Genomic DNA, 17433 nt, shown 5'->3' with positions numbered 1-17433 from the left:
ATGAAATGGAATTCATTAAAAGCGAAAGCCTTATTGGCAGCAGCATCGCTATATTCAACTGTTGCTATGGCAAGCCCGGACTTAGGTGAAGCGGAGCAACAAGCCACTAACTGGCACGCTATCATCATGTTTGTCATCTTTGTTGGTTTCACTTTGTTTATTACTAAATGGGCTGCAAAACAAACTCAATCAGCACAAGATTTCTATACCGCAGGGGGCGGAATCAGCGGTTTCCAAAACGGATTGGCAATTGCCGGTGACTATATGTCAGCAGCATCTTTCCTGGGTATTTCCGCGATGGTGTTTAGTTCGGGTTTTGATGGCTTACTTTATTCTCTTGGGTTTATGGTAGGTTGGCCAATCGTTTTATTCTTGGTTGCAGAGCGTTTACGTAACCTCGGTAAATACAACCTTTCAGATGTAGTGTCATTCCGTCTTGAAGAAAAACCAGTCCGTACCTTAGCTGCCTTGAGCTCGCTTGTTGTTGTAGCATTCTACTTGATCGCTCAAATGGTCGGCGCGGGCCAGCTCATCAAATTACTATTTGGTTTGAACTATAACATCGCTGTTGTCATCGTTGGTCTATTAATGATGGCATACGTAATTTTTGGTGGCATGTTGGCAACGACATGGGTACAGATCATTAAAGCGGTCATGTTGCTCAGTGGTGCGACATTCATGGCATTCATGGTAATGAAAGCGGTTGGTTTTAGCTTTAGCAATATGTTCACTCAATCAATTGAAGTATTCAGTAAAGTTCACAGCGTAAGCTTTGAAGAAGCTGCAAAAATTATGGGTCCGGGTAAACTTGCCGCAAACCCGATTGATGCATTGTCTCTTGGCTTGGCACTCATGTTTGGTACAGCGGGTCTTCCACATATTCTTATGCGTTTCTTCACTGTAAAAGATGCAAAAGAAGCGCGTAAATCGGTTGTGGTTGCGACAGGTTTCATTGGTTACTTCTATCTTTTAACTTTCATTATTGGTTTCGGTGCGATCCTTTTCGTATCAAACAACCCGCAGTTCCTTGATGTTGCGAAAATGGCAGTATCAGGCAAGCTTGAACTTGTTGGTGGTAACAACATGGCAGCCGTGCATTTAAGTGATGCTTTAGGCGGTGACTTATTCATGGGCTTCATTTCAGCAGTAGCGTTCGCAACGATTCTTGCTGTTGTTGCTGGTTTAACACTTTCAGGTGCATCTGCAATCTCACATGACTTATACGCTAACGTATTCAAGAAAGGTCAAACGACTCCAGCTTCAGAACTTCGTATGTCAAAAATTGCGACTCTTGGTTTAGCAATCTTTGCCATGATTTTGGGTATCTTGTTTGAAAAGCAAAACGTAGCATTCATGGTGGGCTTAGCGTTCTCTGTGGCATGTTGTGCAAACTTCCCGATTCTTGTTCTTTCAATGTTCTGGAAGGGTTTAACCACTCGTGGTGCAGTTATCGGTGGTGTGGTTGGTCTTGTAACAGCGGTAGTACTTATTGTTCTGTCTAAAGCGGTTTGGGTAGATACTTTAAAAATCTCTGATACACCAGTTAACCCATTCAATGGGCCTGCATTATTTGCGATGCCATTGTCATTCCTTTGCTGTTGGTTCTTCTCGGTGACTGACAACTCTGCACGTGCTAAAAAAGAGCGTGCTGCATTCGATGCCCAATACGTTCGTTCAATGACAGGTATCGGTGCTTCTGGTGCCTCAGATCACTAAAATCAAAATGGATTAAATATCTATTTCATTAAAAGCCCTGCGGGGCTTTTTTTGTTGATCTCATACATTAAAGTGAAAGAAGCTCTTTAATAAAGAACAACTTGTTTGTCCTATTTTTTGTACAGTATGATTTCCTATAATTCAAAACATAATCAAAAAGGAAAATAATTAAATGCGATCTATCATGGACTTCTGGGCGAGCTTTCGATTGCTACCTTCTGCATGGTTGCTGCTTGTGCAATTTATCCTACTCATTTTGGCCATGCTCACTTTTCATGATGTATTTTACCGGACCCTAATGTGGGCTTTAGGAGTGCTTGCCTTACTTATTATTGCCAAGGTCATTCGTCAAACCCCAATGTTTACTTTTCTGGGATTAACTTTTGTCAGTGGAGCGATTATATCCTCAGTCTTTATTTTATTAGGCTATAACAATTTAATGATCCAGATTTTTGCCCATAGCTGTGAAGCGCTAGCTTACTTTTCGGCTGCTTACGGTTTATTTCGTTATATGTTTGCTGATCGATATTTAACAAGAGATGAATTATTTGCAGCCGCCGCGGTTTTTACTTTGCTTGCTTGGGGCTTTGCATTCCTCTACAACATTTGTCAGCTATTGATTCCTGCGAGCTTCCAAAATCCAAACAATGTTCATCATTTGCAGACTTGGTTAGATCTACTGTTCCTGAGCTTTAGCTTACAGTCAGCAACAGGCTTATCTGATTTAATGCCACTTAGTCCACCAGCACGCGTTTTGGCCATGCTACAAATGTTTTGTGGCGTGATGTATCTCGCTTTGATTGTCACACGTTTAATTGCTCTACAGTACATTGCCCACCCAACAAAGAAAGATTCTGACAAATAAAGGAGAAGGTGTTTTAATTTTTTACACCTTTGTAACTGCAATATTATTTAAGTTTATTTAAAGTATTATCGGCTTTCTCTATTGAAAGATTTAACTTTGTTCATTCTGTGAATGTCTTTATTGGCTTTATGCCTGTCACTTTTCATTAAAATAACATGGAGGAGTTATGCCTTCCAAACAACCAGGTTGGTTCGCAAACGTTAATCCTAACGTATTTTTTGGTACGGTCATTATCATTGCTTTGTTCTTGGCAGTTGTTGTGATCGCCCCGAGTTCTTTTGAACTTCTAACGCAGCAGTTAAAACAATGGATCACCGATTCATTTAGCTGGTTTTATGTTTTATCTGTAGCCTTCTTTCTCATCTTATTAATTTATATCGCCTGTTCTTCAATAGGTCGAATTAAATTAGGACCTGACCATAGTCAGCCTGAATATAATAATGGGTCTTGGTTTGCCATGCTGTTTACAGCAGGGATGGGTATCGGTCTCATGTTCTTCGGGGTTGCCGAACCTGTCATGCATTATGTTAATCCACCAAGTGGAGATGCTCAGACTATTGAGGCAGCACAGCAAGCATTAAGGGTGACCTTCTTCCACTGGGGCTTGCATGCGTGGGCTATTTACGCAGTGGTCGGATTGGCATTGGCTTATTTTGCTTATCGACATAATTTACCATTAAAGACCCGTTCAGCCCTTTATCCTCTCATTGGTAAGAAGATTTATGGGCCTTGGGGCGACAGCATCGATATATTCGCGACCATTGGTACGGTATTTGGTGTAGCAACTTCTCTAGGGTTTGGCGTTACCCAGATTAACTCGGGTTTACATTATTTGTTCGGTGTCGAGCAAAGCACCCATATTCAAGTATTACTGATTATTTTTGTGAGCATTTTAGCTTCCTTGTCTGTGTTCTTAGGTCTAGATAAAGGGGTTAAACGCTTATCAGAGCTAAACTTAGTCTTAGCCTTAATATTATTAGTTTTTGTTTTTATCGCTGGTCCTAGTATTTATTTACTCCAGACTACTATTCAAAACACTGGGCAATATATCTCTAACCTTTTTACCATGACATTCAATTTATACGCTTATCAGCCGAATGGATGGATTGGTGGTTGGACAATTTTATATTGGGCTTGGTGGATTTCTTGGTCGCCATTTGTGGGTATGTTTATCGCAAGAGTTTCACGTGGTCGTACCATTCGAGAATTTATTGTAGGGGTTCTCCTCATCCCGACAGGCTTTACCATTATCTGGATGGGCTTTTTAGGAAACGCTGCATTATTTAGCATTATTCATGAACATCAAAACACTCTTATTCAGGCTGTTCAGCAAGACTCATCAGTAGCTCTATTTGAGTTTTTAGGACACTTACCGTGGTCAGGTGTCATGAATATTTTGGCTACCGTTTTAGTTGTTTTATTCTTTGTGACCTCTGCTGACTCGGGAGCATTGGTAACAGACTACTTAACTGCAAAAACTGAAAATTCACCAACTTGGCAGCGTTTGTTCTGGACAGTACTGATGGCTGTACTCGCCATTATTTTATTGTTAGTCGGTGGTTTGGCTGCGCTTCAATCTTCAATCATTATGAGTGCATTGCCGTTTACTGTGGTTATGCTGTTCATGAGTTGGGGATTAATAAAAGCGTTACATCTTGATGTCACGAAAATGCAAGCAATTCAGGAAGCTCGAATTACCCCACGTGCCATTCATAATCCAAGAAGCTGGCAACAGCGGCTAGGTTTAATCATGCACTATCCTCATAGTGAAGAAGAGGTTAGAGAATATATCGAAAAACAAGTGGCTCGTGCGTTTGAAAATATCAAACATGAATTTAGACGCCGTCATTTAGAAGTTTCAATTACTCAACTTGAGGATGGGATGCAACTTCGAGTCGATCATCACAATGAAATTAATTTTATTTATAAAGTTGTTTCACGTGAAACAGTGCCACCAAGTTTTTTAATTGGACGTACTGAAGCCGAAGATGGGCAATATTTCCAAGCCGAAGTATTTTTAAGAGAGGGTGGGCAGAACTATGATGTAATGGATTGGACTCAAGAAGATTTGATCCAGGACATTATTGATCAATATGAACGTCATCTGTATTTCTTAAATATTGTACGAAGCTAATATTTAGCTGTAAAAAAAGGACTCATTTGAGTCCTTTTTTAATTCGATTTCTAAATTAAATTAGAAACGGAATTTAGTATTTAAGCCGATAGTTTGTGTATCGTAGCTAGTAGAAGCATTTTTAACGTCAGCTTTCATGTACGATGCACCAACTGCTAAAGCTGGAGTAATGAAGTAGTTTACGTTACCACCCCAAGCTTGACGGAATTCACCAAGGTCATTACCTTTGATGTCAGCTACACCATCGTTACCCACGAAAGATGCACCAACACTTAACTTAGGAGTTAAGTAAAGGTCAGTTTTCAAACCGTATTGGTTTTCTTGACCGAAAGCACCAGCAGCTTCAAAACCAATTGCCATGTTAGTTCCATCAATTGGACCTACATATTTAGCACGTGCTGTAACAGCATCTTGGTCGTTTTGAATCGCAGCAGTTTGGTTCACAGCAGAGTAGATACCGTTGCTGATGATACCGAAGTTATCTAAAGCGAATTGGTTAGCAACGCTTGTATAACCAACAGTCATCAAGAAGTTAGGTAACAACATAGCACCAACTTCTAATGCATAACGGTCGCCGTTGTCATCTTTAGAGAAGTTGTTTTTACCATCAACATCAGTGTGGTTGTAAGTTGCGCTAGCATATACAGGAAGGTAAGGAGTAGGAACGTAAGCCTCACCTTTAACACCGTATGTACCTACGTGGTAGTTTACGTTGTTTTGGTCATATTGTTGGTAGCTGTAACCTAAAGATACGTTAGAAGCTTGGTTCAAGAAAGCTGCTTCAGCTAAAGGACCTTTAGTGGTATCAACATTTTTTAAATAGTATGTACCAGCAACGTCACCAGTGAAGTTTTTATCATTTGCAGTTGTGTCAACATATTCAGATTGACCTTGAACTTCAAATTGATAAGCATGAGCACCGGTCATGGCTAATAATACAGCAGTGGCTAAACCAAGTTTTTTCATAATCATTTCCAGCATTAACAAGAGATAAAGCTGGGGTCATTGTATTGTAACAATTTATGAAGTCAATAATAGATAAAAGGTAATGTTAATGAAATTTGATACTTATGTTAAAAATGATTAAAAAACAATCAATCGAAGTATATTATGTCAACCTGATAAAAAAATGAACATTAACAAATAGCTAAACCTTAAGTTTCATAAGGATTTGGCATTAAATAGTTTCAAAATAATTACATTTATAATTGGAAAAAATGATCACGTTGATCGGATTTAACGTTAATTAATTTGTTGATCTGTTCGATAAATAATCATTTAAATATTATTCTTGTTCTAATTTTTATATGTTTTGAGTAATAGTTATCACTATTTTGATAAGTTTATCTAAATAATTTATCTATTTTAGATTATTATATAAGTTAATAAATCAAAAAAAATAGGGTTTTAAGTTGAAAAAACGATTAATAAATTGATTTTGATCAATTAAATCTACTTTACGAAATTAGAGATAAGTCACATAATTCAATTACAAAGTTTACTGCCTAACATATTTTTGGTTAGAAGTACTTTTCTAGATACGATGTGTTATCACATCAGACTTTATGAGCTCAACTTTCCCCAAGGTTGAGCTTTTTTTTATCTATAAGAAAACATTAACATTTATTAAAAAAAATTACATGAAAATTCATCTTTTGCTTTGTATAAAAAGAACCCATTTTAAAGCTGGATTTTGTGTGAGGGGAGAAATGTTTAAGAGGCAAGTAAATACTTTATTATCATAAGTAAAAAAACTTTGATTTTTAAAGTAAGGTTTTTTATAAAATCATTCAATTTTTCGATTCATTTTATTATTTAAGCTTACTAAAATGTAGGAATCGTATTTTTATTAAAAGAGAAATGAAGGGTCTAATGATGAAATTTTAGTTATTAAAATGCTAGGATGGATTTAAGCCTAATTTATATCGTATTAAAAATGGCAGGGCATTTACGGAGTACCAGCTAGAAATGTCAGGATTACGTTCAGAGCATATTAGTAATCGACTGTTCTTTTTTATGCTGGTTATTATTTTATCTTTATTATTCATGGCAGTACCTCTTATTGTGGGAAGCTATCAGGATTATATAAAAACTAGACAAGCTCTAGCTGAAATAAAAAGTTTAAGAGCAGTTGCCGATATTGCCTATAAAGTTTCTAAAGAACGTGCTCCTGCCAATAAAATGATGTCGAGTGGTCCTCATGATTTGGTAAAAAATCAGCAAGAATTAAAAAAATTTCGTTTAATTGTTGATGAGCAAATTGATACAAGCATTCTTATCTTAAAACAAGCAGGCTATGTCTCCTTAGCAAATGAGCTGCAAACTAGCTTCAAAGAAAATCTTAGACAAGCTCGACGTGTCGTTGATTATTACGGTGAAACTCCGTATGCAGCCAGAACTTCTGTTCAACTGGATAATGCCATTTTAGGGATGTTTGGCGCATGGGATAATTGTAGGGAAATACTGCAAAAACTAATGTTGCAGTTAAAAAGTAAAGATAGCCGTATTTCTAATTACTTTACACTCATTATCGTTCTGACTGATATGCGTGATCAGGCTGGGCGTATGGCATCTAATATTATTGCCCCTCTAAGTTTTAATGAAGAAATTCCAAGTAATAATCGTGCTCGTTCGCTACAAACTCAGCATCAAGCTAGATATTTGTGGATTTTGGTCGATACCTTGCAGCCTGAACAGGCAAAAACTCCAGAATATCGTCGGTTATATTCCCGAGTGAAATCCGAATTTATAGATCAGGGTATACCGATTGTAGAAAAGCTATTAGAAGAAAGCCAAAAGGGGAAGCCATATTATTTAAATAGTACCCAATTAACGGAAGCAATCGTTGATAAATTTACTACTGTGGTTGATTTGCAAAGTTATATTCTTGATGAAAGTGTAGTCATTGCCGCTCAAGAAAATGCGATTGCTCGAAATGGTTTCTTTTTAACTTTATTTATTTCTTTAATTTCATTAGCTACTGCATTACTTACCTTGATATATGCGCAAAGACGAGTATTTTCGCCTTTAATTAAAGCGAGAACTTTAATTTTAGATTTATCGCATAGTTCTGATCATTGTAAAGATGAGATGAATGTCGCCACCAAAGGTGAATTTTTTTCTCTATTTGAAGCAATTGACCGATTACAACGTATGTTGCAACAACGCGACGCTTTTGAATTTCAGTTAAAGAATATTGCCAATACTGATCCACTCACTGGAGTCTCCAATCGTTTAGCTTTATCTGAATATTTAAAAATTGTTGAAAGTTATCCTCAAAAATTTACGCAAACCTGTTTAATGATTATTGATATTGATCGTTTTAAACAGGTGAACGACCAATATGGGCATATTGTAGGTGATCGCGTCATTGTCAGTATTGCCGAGCAATTAAAGCAAAATATTCGAAGTTCGGATTTAATTGTTCGTTATGGGGGAGATGAGTTTTTAATATTATTAGAACAGGTACAATTTATAGATGCTCGCCTTTTAGCAGAGAAAATTCGTATTGCAATTTCTTTAGAAGAGATTGATTTATCTGGTTCAGATGAAAAATTGCATGTCTCTGTCAGTATTGGTTTTGCCATAGGCGCGGCGAGTTGGATAGAGCTTTTAGAGAAAGCTGACCGTTCGCTATTAAGAGCTAAAGCCCGAGGTCGGAATGCAGTTGAGGGGTAAAAAAGCCGGAAATAATTTCCGGCTTTTTATTTTATTGTTTCAACATCGGTTTTAAGAAGCGTCCAGTATGAGAAATCTCAACCTCAGCCACTTGTTCAGGTGTACCTTCGGCAATGATCATACCACCGCCCGAACCACCTTCAGGACCTAAGTCGACAACCCAGTCCGCTGTTTTAATCACATCAAGGTTATGTTCAATCACCACAATGGTATTACCCTTGTTACGTAGCTCATGCAAAATATCGAGTAACTTGGCAATATCATGGAAATGTAGGCCTGTTGTTGGTTCATCCAAGATATATAAAGTTTTACCCGTATCTCGTTTTGCTAACTCACGTGCGAGTTTTACACGTTGCGCTTCACCACCAGAAAGTGTAGTCGCAGCCTGACCTAAACGAATATAGCCTAAGCCCACCTGAGTTAAGGTTTCTAAACGGCGGTGGATGACTGGAATGGCACTAAAGAACTCAGCAGCATCTTCAACAGTCATTTCTAAAACATCAGAAATGTTTTTGCCTTTATAGCCGACTTCAAGCGTTTCACGGTTATAACGTTTGCCATGACACGCATCGCATGGCACATACATGTCTGGTAAGAAGTGCATTGCGACTTTAATCATGCCGTCGCCTTCACAGGCTTCACAGCGTCCGCCTTTCACGTTAAACGAGAAACGACCAGCACTATAACCACGTGCTTTTGCCTCTGGGGTTTGAGCAAATAACTCACGGATTGGCGTAAATAACCCTGTATAAGTCGCTGGGTTAGAACGTGGGGTACGTCCAATCGGGCTTTGGTCAATATCAACAACTTTATCTAGATGTTGAAGCCCATCAATTGAGTCAAACTTCTCGGCTGTTAAAGTCGTTGCACCATTGAGCTGTGTCGCTGCTAATGGAAGTAATGTGCGGTTAATCAACGTCGATTTACCCGAACCTGAAACCCCGGTTACGCAGGTCATAATGCCGAGCGGAATCGTTAAATCAACATTTTTTAAGTTATGACCTGCTGCACCTGAAAGTTTGATGACTTCATCTGGACGTGGTGATTCAGTACGTTTTTTTGGCACTTCAATTTTGAGTTTGCCAGAAAGATACTGTCCTGTAAGTGAGTCGGCATGTTTAGCCAACTCATCATAAGTACCTTCAGCAATAATTACACCGCCGTGTACACCGGCACCTGGACCGATATCAATAATATGGTCAGCAGCACGGATTGCATCTTCATCGTGTTCAACGACTAATACCGTGTTACCTAAATCGCGTAAGCGAATGAGCGTTTGCAATAAACGATCATTATCGCGTTGATGTAGACCAATTGAAGGTTCATCAAGCACATACATGACGCCCATTAAACCTGCACCAATCTGCGAAGCTAGACGGATACGCTGTGCTTCACCACCAGATAAGGTTTCTGCAGAGCGAGCCAGACTTAAATAATTCAGTCCAACACTCACCAAGAAATGTAAACGCTCTCGAATCTCTTTAAAGATTTTATCTGCGATTTCACCTTTAGCACCTTCAAGGTTTAAGCCCTGATAGTAGCTTTCAGCGTCACCAATCGACATGCGGGTAATGTCAGCAATAGTTTTGTCTTTCACACGAACATGACGTGAAATTTCATTAAGACGCGAACCATCACATGCATCACACGCTGCATTAGAAAGATATTGCGCTAAATCATCTCGTACATAGTTACTTTCAGTTTCACGGTAACGACGTTCAAGGTGCGGCAAAATTCCTTCAAATGGTTGCACGCGAGTATGTTTACGGCCACGTTCGTCGATATAGCTTAAATCGACTTTTTCTTTACCTGTACCTTGTAAGAATTTCTTTTGAGTATCTTTATCTAGCTGGTTCCAAGGCGTATCAAGTTTTAAACCAAAATGGTCGGCAACTTTTTGCAGCATGGAATAATAATATGGACGCTGACGATCCCATCCACGGATCGCACCTTCACTAATCGCAAGGTCAGGATTTGGAATCAGCTTTTCAGAGCTAAAATGACTACGGGTACCTAAACCATCACAAACAGGGCAGGCACCAAACGGGTTGTTAAATGAAAACAAACGTGGCTCAAGCTCTGCGACAGCGCGATCACATTCGGGACATGAGTGCTTTGCAGAAAAAACACGATCAGGATGTTCGCCATTCATCCATGATAAAACTGCAATATCGCCACCTAAACGTAGTGCGGTTTCAAATGATTCTGCAATACGGTTACCTAAGTCTTCACGTACTTTGAAACGGTCGACTACAACTTCAATGGTATGTTTTTTCTTTTTGTCGAGTTCTGGTGGTGTATCAATATCAATGATTTCACCATCAACACGGGCACGAACAAAACCTTGACCTTGTAGTTGCTCGAACAGGTTGCTGTATTCACCTTTACGTTCACGAACAACAGGGGCAAGCAACATGAGTGCTGTGCCTTCTTCAAGTGTTTTTACAGCATCGACCATTTCAGAAATAGTTTGCGCAACCATCGGCAAGTCGTGTTCAGGGCAATATGGCGTACCGACACGTGCATAAAGTAAACGCAAATAGTCATAAATTTCGGTAATTGTACCTACCGTTGAACGTGGGTTATGACTCGTAGATTTTTGCTCAATGGCAATCGCTGGAGATAAACCTTCAATCGAGTCGACTTCAGGCTTTTCCATTTGCGATAAAAACTGACGGGCATACGCTGAAAGTGATTCGACGTAACGGCGTTGTCCTTCGGCGTACAGGGTATCGAAGGCAAGAGAAGATTTTCCTGAACCTGATAACCCCGTAATTACCACAAATTTGTCGCGTGGAATATCGAGAGACACATTTTTTAAATTATGGGTACGTGCGCCTCGAATACGGATATGACTTTGGCTCATAAAACATCTCAATTATATATTGATGAAAATTTAGGTGCTGATTGCTCAGTCGCAGAGAGGTGTGACTGGTTATAAACAACAGACCCTATATATGATAACGATTTAAAATTGTTCAAGTGGTACAAAATGATTTAAAGCGACAAATTGTGACGGTTAAACGACAATCGACAAAATTTGTTTAAATAAGCAGATTGTATTTTTAACATTCCTTACTTCAGATTTCTACTCTAAGCAAATTTTAACCAGCAACATAACTTTACTAGACGACTGGTCTAATAGTTGTTTATGATGTGTGCATGAAACGATTAAATAAAAGTGAAACCACGCGACAACACATTTTAGATACGAGCTTTGAGCTGGTACTACGTAAAGGTTTTGTCGGTGTTGGTTTGCAAGAAATCTTAAAGGCTTGTGACGTACCCAAAGGTTCGTTCTATCACTACTTTGCTTCGAAAGAGGCATTTGGCTGTGCATTGCTCGAGCAATATATGGCTGATTATAAAGTTCGTATGGAACAACTTTGGCAACGCAGTGAGCAAAGTGCCCATGCTCGTTTAATGGCCTTATGGCAGGCATGGATTGATGATCCTGTAAACGGTAGTTGGGCTGAAAACTGTCTGATTGTGAAGTTGGCGGCAGAGGTTTCTGACTTGTCAGAAGACATGCGTCAAATTCTCAATGACGGTGTGCACAAACTAACGCAACGTTTGGCTTTGCTACTCAAAGAAGGGCAACAAGAAGGATCAATTCCTAAACATATTGAGCCTTTAAAAACTGCGCAAGTCATGTATCAGTTATGGTTAGGTGCTGCTTTACTCACAAAATTGTCGCAAGACAAAGCACATCTACATCTAGCTTTAGAAACGACCCAACAACTCATAAAACCGATAGAGGAATAAAGAATGCGAAGTATTATCCATCGTAATTTTGGCGAACCTGTAGACGTTTTAGAGCAGGCGGATATGCCAAACCCAGAACCAAAAGCAGGCGAAGTGCGTATTAAAACCATCATGTCTCCAATTCATAATCATGATGTATGGACAGTACGTGGAAGCTATGGCTACAAGCCAACCTTACCTGCGATTGGTGGTAGTGAAGCGGTTGGTGTTGTAGATGCATTGGGTGAAGGCGTTTCTCATGTACAGGTAGGGCAGCGTATTGCAGTGGCAGCTGTGCATGGCAGTTGGGCTGAATACTTTATTGCGCCTGCTCATGGGATTATTCCACTCAATAATGAAATTGATGATGAAACTGCAGCACAACTGATTGGTATGCCAATTAGTGCTCTCATGCTACTCGACTTTGTAAATGTTCAACCGGGTCAATGGCTCATTCAAAACACGGCAAATGGTGCAGTCGGTAAAACAGTTGCGATGATTGCACAGGCACGTGGCTTACCTGTCATTAATCTGGTCCGTCGTACTGATGCGATTGCAGAGATGCAAGCATTAGGTATTCAGCATGTTGTTGCGACTGATCAGCCTAACTGGAAAGAGCAAGTTAAACAGATTCACGGCGACCAGCCTCTTATTGCTGGTGTGGACTCGATTGGAGGAACAGCAAGTGGCGAAATGCTGAATTTACTCAGTGAAAATAGCTTGCTCGTTTCGTTCGGTAGTATGACTGGCGAAACCATGCAGATTTCATCGGGTGATTTGATTTTTAAACAAGCGACAGTAAAAGGTTTCTGGGCGAGTGTAGTTAACAAAGAAATGCCTGCCGAACGCAAAAAAGAACTCATTGTTGAGTTATTAACGTTAGCAACTCAGAAAAAATTAATCCTTCCTGTAGAAGGTGTATTTAGTTTTGATGAGATTAAAACTGCCGCTCAAAGAGCAACGCAAGGTGCTCGTCAAGGCAAAGTGTTGTTAAAACCGTAACACATTAAAAGATCAGTCGAGAGACTGATCTTTTTTCATATCTTTAAAATAAAAAGGAAAATCGTATGGTCGGACAAATTTTAATTGCGCTTATCGCAATATTACATGTCTATATTTTAGTGTTAGAGATGTTTTTGTGGGACAAACCCTATGGCATGAAAGCCTTTGGAAATAATGCCGAAAAAGCAAAACTCACCAAAGTGATGGCACAGAACCAAGGTCTTTATAATGGCTTTTTAGCGGCGGGTTTATTCTGGTCTTTATTGGCTGATACACCGTTTGCGACATCAATTGCCAACTTCTTTTTAGGCTGTGTACTCATTGCAGGTATCTATGGTGGTCTGACTGCCAGTAAAAAGATTATTTATATTCAGGCAGTTCCAGCATTGATTGCTTTAGTCGCTGTTAATTTTCTTTAAAAAGCGCAAAATACAGCGTTTTGAAATGGAAATAACCAGATAGGATCAGCGCATGTGGGCGTTATTTTTAAAATGTATGTTGGGGGCTGGGGTTGTCCTCATTATTTCGATTTTATCGAAAAGTAAGGCATTTTATATTGCAGGTTTAGTCCCACTTTTTCCTACCTTTGCTTTAATTGCTCATGTGATTGTTTTTCAGCAAAAAGGAGCCGAAGCATTACAAAAAACGGCTCTGTTTGGTCTATGGTCACTTATTCCTTATGCCATTTATTTAGTTGTTGTTTATGTGCTGGCAACACGAATGTCGATGTGGTCTTGTCTAGGACTGGCAACGCTATGTTGGGTCGTGGCTGCGGCAGGTTTGATTTATGGCTGGCAGTTATTTCAGCATTAAAAGATTAAGGAAAACTCCTTAATCTTTTAAATCGAACCATTTTTATGGTTACTCAATAACACGAGTTCTGAGCATGCCTTCAACTAAATTGATCATTTTTTTGCGAGAAAGAATTCGAGGCAGTTGAGACGTCAAATAATTTCTACATCCCACCACAACCGTTGATTTATTCTTATCTAATGCTTTAACTGTTGCAGACACAACGTCTTCAACCGTAGAGCTTTTCATACCACTCGTATCGGCATTTGCGACCTGAGTAAAATTGGTTTGGGTATTGCCCGGACAAACCGTCAGAAATTTAACTCCTGAAGAGCCGTATTCTCCTGCAAGAGCCTCAGTAAATTGCAATACATAAGATTTAGTTGCCCCATACACAGCAATATAAGGCAGGGGTTGAAACGCACCTGTAGATGAAATATTAATCATGATGCCTTTTTTGTTCGCAAGCATGTGGGGCAAAAATAAATAACATAAAGACGTTACACTGCTGATATTTAGCGTAATCATTTCTTGATAAATAGATACAGATTGATCTAGAAATTTAGTCCATTTACCAAATCCTGCGTTATTAATTAAAATCTCTACCGATAAGTTTCTGGCTTGCACTTCATCAAATAATATTTGAGCTGAATTCGCTTGAGCTAAATCTAAAACGATAACCTCAACATTTACGTTATATTTTTTTCTAAGTTCATCAGCTAAATCATTCAGCTTTTGTTCGGAGCGTGCAGTCAAAATTAAATGAATGCCTAAAGATGCAAGTTTTTGAGCATAGGCTTTGCCTATTCCTGAAGATGCGCCTGTAATTAATGCTGTTGAATTTTTAAATCTAGAAAGGTTAGTGCTCATTTCATTGGTCTGTAATAAAAGAAGCTATTACCATAAACCTTGTCCCTAAGGGCAGAGTCAAGCACTCATTTTGAAAGCTATTTTTAGATTTTAATAAACTGTTTTAAGCAGAAATCTTATTGGTAATATAAGTTTGAATAATCTCATCTTCTAGTTGTTTTAAATCTTTTTGCAAACGGCTTAAAGCTTCTTTTTGCTCAATAATTTGTTGGTTCTTTTTCTGAATAAGCTGCTGTGCAATTTCTACAGGAAAACGATTATTTTTATATTTTAAAGCTGACAGGTCATAAAGCTCGGAAAGGCTAAATCCAACAGCTTGTGCAAGGCGAATCATCTTAACCGATTGAACATCAATCGCTTCATAAATACGATAATTGCCTTTTCTTTTTGCGACTGGTAGTAAGCCTAATTTCTCATAATGCCGAATGGCCTTAGGAGTGGCTCCAGTCAAAGCCGCTAATTCGCCGATATACATATCTGTCTCGCATTTTATTGAAAATCGATCAGGCTATTAAGTGCACTGACCGATTCTTTTGAAGTTTTAAATCTGATCTAAACCTAACCATTGTCTTTGATGGTAAGCGCTATCCCAAAATAACCATTCAAGTTTTGCACCCATCGTGTATGCAGCATGCATTTTTTCTAAAGTATCTGCATCACAACGTGCAGCAACTTTATCTACCGTCGCAATCACATTACGAACGGTGGTATGGAACTCTTCACCTGCATAGGTATCAATCCATGCTTGGTAAGGGTTACTTGGAATTGATTTATTTACAATATCTTTGCCAACTTCGGCATAAATCCAGAAGCAAGGTAAAAGCGCAGCAAGTACAACAGGGTAGCTCTCAGACCAAGCAGTGGCTGTTAAAAATGAAGTGTAGTGGTGGCCTGCCAAAGTTAATGGTGTATTTTTAAACTCTTCTTTAGTGACACCAAAGTTTTTCATAAAGTCATCATGCAAGCTACGTTCAACCACAATTGCAATTTTCGCTGCATCTGAAAATTGCATAATATCGTCAGCATCAAAAGCTTTAGCTGCTGCAACAGCCAGCACACGGCCATAGGCCACTAAATATTGAGCATCTTGAATAACATAATGACAAAATGCTTCTTTATCTAAAGTACCGTTAGCAAGTTCCTGATTAAAAGGCAGGTCGAGAATTTTTTGATATAAATTTAAATTACGTTGCCAGAGTTCTTGAGAAAAAAGCATAAAATCATTCCATTTAAAATTAGACAGCTAAACTGGATTTTAAATCAATTTTAAAATACAAAAATAAGAATGATAGATATATCGAAAGAAAATATTTAATCCGATTAATAAGTTAATTGAATATTACAAATTTCTTTATTAAACAGAGAGATAAAGTAAAGGGAATAACGGCACAAAACAACATCGTTTTGTGGTCAATTATCGATATAATAGCGGCGGTTTTAAGAAAGATTAAATTTAGTTCTTGGTATAGGTCTGATCCATGAAGCATTTCCGATTTTCGATATTTTTTACGGTGGTGTGTTTAGCACTGTCCGCGTATTGGGGTTTTACCCATGGACCTGAAGCAGGCGTGTCTACCATGCTTAAAGCTTTAACAATTACAGCTATTTTAGCTGTAATGGAGGTCTCTTTATCTTTTGACAATGCTGTCGTAAATGCATCGGTTCTACGTAATTGGGATCCGTTCTGGAAAATGCTCTTTTTAACGGTTGGTATTTTAATTGCCGTTTTTGGTATGCGTTTAATTTTCCCAGTAGCGATTGTTGCCGTGACTGCGGATATGGGAATGATTGAAGTGGCTAAATTGGCACTCAATGATCCGAAAACTTACTCTGAACGTTTAATGGCACACCACGCAGAAATTTCAGCTTTTGGTGGAACATTCTTATTATTGGTATTCTTAAACTTCTTCTTTGATGAAGAGAAAGAAACCCATTGGTTTAGATGGCTTGAAGCTAAACTTTCTAGCTTGGCCAGCGTACCGGCAATGTCTGTTTTTATTGCTTTAATTGCGATGTTAATTATGGCAGCAAATGTTGATGAATCGCAGCGCCTTGCTGTGACTATGGCCGGTATTTGGGGCATTGTAGTTTATATTGGCGTTGAAGTTTTAAGTCATATGTTAGGTGGCGAACCTGAAATTGATGAAGATGGTAATGCCATTATGAAAGATGGATCAGGTGCTGCTTCTGGTGTAGTTAAAGCTGGCATAGGTGGTTTCTTATATCTTGAAGTATTAGATGCATCATTCAGTTTTGACGGTGTGATTGGTGCTTTTGCAATCACTAGCGATGTTGTCGTGATTATGCTGGGCCTTGCAATCGGTGCTATTTTTGTCCGTTCAATGACAGTTTATCTTGTAGAAAAAGGCACGCTAGATGCTTATGTGTTCTTAGAACATGGCGCACATTATGCAATTGGTGCTTTAGCATTCATTATGATTGCAAGTGGTACAGGCGTACATGTGCCTGAAGTGGTAACAGGTTTAATTGGGGTAGCGTTTATTGTTTGGGCTGTCATTGCTTCAATTCAATATTCGAAGCGCGAGCATCAGTCGCCTTAAGCTAATTTTCAGTAAAGTTCGATAGAATGAAGAGGCTAAACGCCTCTTTATTTTTTTAAGCCCAAATCGTT

General features: G+C 38.8%; 14 protein-coding genes. 9 read left to right on the top strand and 5 right to left on the bottom strand.

The genetic code is table 11. From position 1 onward, the window contains the following. The 3 genes from AW165_RS04445 (at window position 1) to AW165_RS04435 (ending at window position 4715) form a co-directional block, all read left to right on the top strand. On the top strand, window positions 1-1716 hold the full coding sequence (locus AW165_RS04445) for a cation acetate symporter (protein ID WP_005078627.1): 1716 nt from the start codon (window positions 1-3) through the stop codon (window positions 1714-1716). Window positions 1717-1888: 172 nt separating this feature from the next. Then, the gene (locus tag AW165_RS04440) at window positions 1889-2581 is read left to right on the top strand and encodes an ion channel (RefSeq protein WP_060465077.1); all 693 of its coding nucleotides are present in this window, start codon (window positions 1889-1891) and stop codon (window positions 2579-2581) included. Window positions 2582-2747: 166 nt separating this feature from the next. Then, window positions 2748-4715 carry a BCCT family transporter gene (locus tag AW165_RS04435; protein ID WP_039764889.1) on the top strand — a complete coding sequence of 656 codons (1968 nt, stop codon included), beginning with the start codon at window positions 2748-2750 and terminating at the stop codon, window positions 4713-4715. A 60-nt stretch (window positions 4716-4775) separates the two neighbouring features. On the opposite strand, the gene omp33-36 is transcribed toward AW165_RS04435, so the two are convergent. Continuing rightward, a complete protein-coding gene (gene omp33-36 / locus AW165_RS04430) occupies window positions 4776-5681 on the bottom strand; it encodes a porin Omp33-36 (protein WP_060465076.1) in 906 nt (301 codons plus the stop codon). Between the two features lie 1002 nt (window positions 5682-6683). Here omp33-36 and AW165_RS04425 point away from each other — a divergent pair. Then, the gene (locus AW165_RS04425) at window positions 6684-8393 is read left to right on the top strand and encodes a GGDEF domain-containing protein (RefSeq protein WP_060465075.1); all 1710 of its coding nucleotides are present in this window, start codon (window positions 6684-6686) and stop codon (window positions 8391-8393) included. Between the two features lie 31 nt (window positions 8394-8424). Here AW165_RS04425 and uvrA read toward each other — a convergent pair whose 3' ends face one another. After that, on the bottom strand, window positions 8425-11259 hold the full coding sequence (uvrA, locus tag AW165_RS04420) for an excinuclease ABC subunit UvrA (RefSeq protein ID WP_060465074.1): 2835 nt from the start codon (window positions 11257-11259) through the stop codon (window positions 8425-8427). A gap of 296 nt (window positions 11260-11555) precedes the next feature. Here uvrA and AW165_RS04415 point away from each other — a divergent pair, with 296 nt between their 5' ends. From AW165_RS04415 to AW165_RS04400, 4 genes are all read left to right on the top strand, one after another. Further along, the gene (locus AW165_RS04415) at window positions 11556-12158 is read left to right on the top strand and encodes a TetR/AcrR family transcriptional regulator (protein ID WP_005804456.1); all 603 of its coding nucleotides are present in this window, start codon (window positions 11556-11558) and stop codon (window positions 12156-12158) included. A gap of 3 nt (window positions 12159-12161) precedes the next feature. Continuing rightward, window positions 12162-13139 carry a zinc-binding dehydrogenase gene (locus tag AW165_RS04410; RefSeq protein ID WP_060465073.1) on the top strand — a complete coding sequence of 326 codons (978 nt, stop codon included), beginning with the start codon at window positions 12162-12164 and terminating at the stop codon, window positions 13137-13139. Between the two features lie 65 nt (window positions 13140-13204). Next, the gene (locus tag AW165_RS04405) at window positions 13205-13558 is read left to right on the top strand and encodes a DUF1304 domain-containing protein (protein WP_060465072.1); all 354 of its coding nucleotides are present in this window, start codon (window positions 13205-13207) and stop codon (window positions 13556-13558) included. Window positions 13559-13610: 52 nt separating this feature from the next. Further along, a complete protein-coding gene (locus tag AW165_RS04400; RefSeq protein ID WP_005066878.1) occupies window positions 13611-13952 on the top strand; it encodes a GlpM family protein in 342 nt (113 codons plus the stop codon). 48 nt (window positions 13953-14000) lie between these two features. Here AW165_RS04400 and AW165_RS04395 read toward each other — a convergent pair whose 3' ends face one another. From AW165_RS04395 to tenA, 3 genes are all read right to left on the bottom strand, one after another. Then, the gene (locus AW165_RS04395) at window positions 14001-14801 is read right to left on the bottom strand and encodes an SDR family NAD(P)-dependent oxidoreductase (RefSeq protein WP_060465071.1); all 801 of its coding nucleotides are present in this window, start codon (window positions 14799-14801) and stop codon (window positions 14001-14003) included. Between the two features lie 103 nt (window positions 14802-14904). After that, window positions 14905-15276, bottom strand: coding sequence for a MerR family transcriptional regulator (locus tag AW165_RS04390; protein WP_060465070.1), 372 nt, complete (start codon window positions 15274-15276; stop codon window positions 14905-14907). 66 nt (window positions 15277-15342) lie between these two features. Beyond that, window positions 15343-16017 (bottom strand): thiaminase II, encoded by a 675-nt coding sequence (gene tenA, locus AW165_RS04385; RefSeq protein WP_060465069.1) that lies wholly within the window; start codon window positions 16015-16017, stop codon window positions 15343-15345. Between the two features lie 262 nt (window positions 16018-16279). Here tenA and AW165_RS04380 point away from each other — a divergent pair, with 262 nt between their 5' ends. Continuing rightward, window positions 16280-17362 carry a DUF475 domain-containing protein gene (locus AW165_RS04380; protein ID WP_017399821.1) on the top strand — a complete coding sequence of 361 codons (1083 nt, stop codon included), beginning with the start codon at window positions 16280-16282 and terminating at the stop codon, window positions 17360-17362. Window positions 17363-17433: the final 71 nt, after the last annotated feature.

The organism is Acinetobacter sp. LMB-5, from assembly GCF_001541635.1.
GTDB lineage: Bacteria > Pseudomonadota > Gammaproteobacteria > Pseudomonadales > Moraxellaceae > Acinetobacter > Acinetobacter pittii.
The sequence above is the reverse complement of the archived record's forward strand: the minus strand, read 5'-3'. Positions and strand labels throughout refer to the sequence as shown.

Bases quoted from the DNA above. Each gene is read 5' to 3' on its own strand.
- AW165_RS04435 (WP_039764889.1), top strand. From the start codon at position 2,748: ATGCCTTCCAAACAACCAGGTTGGTTCGCAAACGTTAATCCTAACGTA.
- AW165_RS04405 (WP_060465072.1), top strand. From the start codon at position 13,205: ATGGTCGGACAAATTTTAATTGCGCTTATCGCAATATTACATGTCTAT.
- AW165_RS04410 (WP_060465073.1), top strand. From the start codon at position 12,162: ATGCGAAGTATTATCCATCGTAATTTTGGCGAACCTGTAGACGTTTTA.
- omp33-36 (WP_060465076.1), bottom strand. From the start codon at position 5,681: ATGAAAAAACTTGGTTTAGCCACTGCTGTATTATTAGCCATGACCGGT.
- AW165_RS04445 (WP_005078627.1), top strand. From the start codon at position 1: ATGAAATGGAATTCATTAAAAGCGAAAGCCTTATTGGCAGCAGCATCG.
- AW165_RS04415 (WP_005804456.1), top strand. From the start codon at position 11,556: ATGAAACGATTAAATAAAAGTGAAACCACGCGACAACACATTTTAGAT.
- AW165_RS04390 (WP_060465070.1), bottom strand. From the start codon at position 15,276: ATGTATATCGGCGAATTAGCGGCTTTGACTGGAGCCACTCCTAAGGCC.
- AW165_RS04425 (WP_060465075.1), top strand. From the start codon at position 6,684: ATGTCAGGATTACGTTCAGAGCATATTAGTAATCGACTGTTCTTTTTT.
- AW165_RS04380 (WP_017399821.1), top strand. From the start codon at position 16,280: ATGAAGCATTTCCGATTTTCGATATTTTTTACGGTGGTGTGTTTAGCA.
- AW165_RS04400 (WP_005066878.1), top strand. From the start codon at position 13,611: ATGTGGGCGTTATTTTTAAAATGTATGTTGGGGGCTGGGGTTGTCCTC.
- tenA (WP_060465069.1), bottom strand. From the start codon at position 16,017: ATGCTTTTTTCTCAAGAACTCTGGCAACGTAATTTAAATTTATATCAA.
- AW165_RS04440 (WP_060465077.1), top strand. From the start codon at position 1,889: ATGCGATCTATCATGGACTTCTGGGCGAGCTTTCGATTGCTACCTTCT.
- uvrA (WP_060465074.1), bottom strand. From the start codon at position 11,259: ATGAGCCAAAGTCATATCCGTATTCGAGGCGCACGTACCCATAATTTA.
- AW165_RS04395 (WP_060465071.1), bottom strand. From the start codon at position 14,801: ATGAGCACTAACCTTTCTAGATTTAAAAATTCAACAGCATTAATTACA.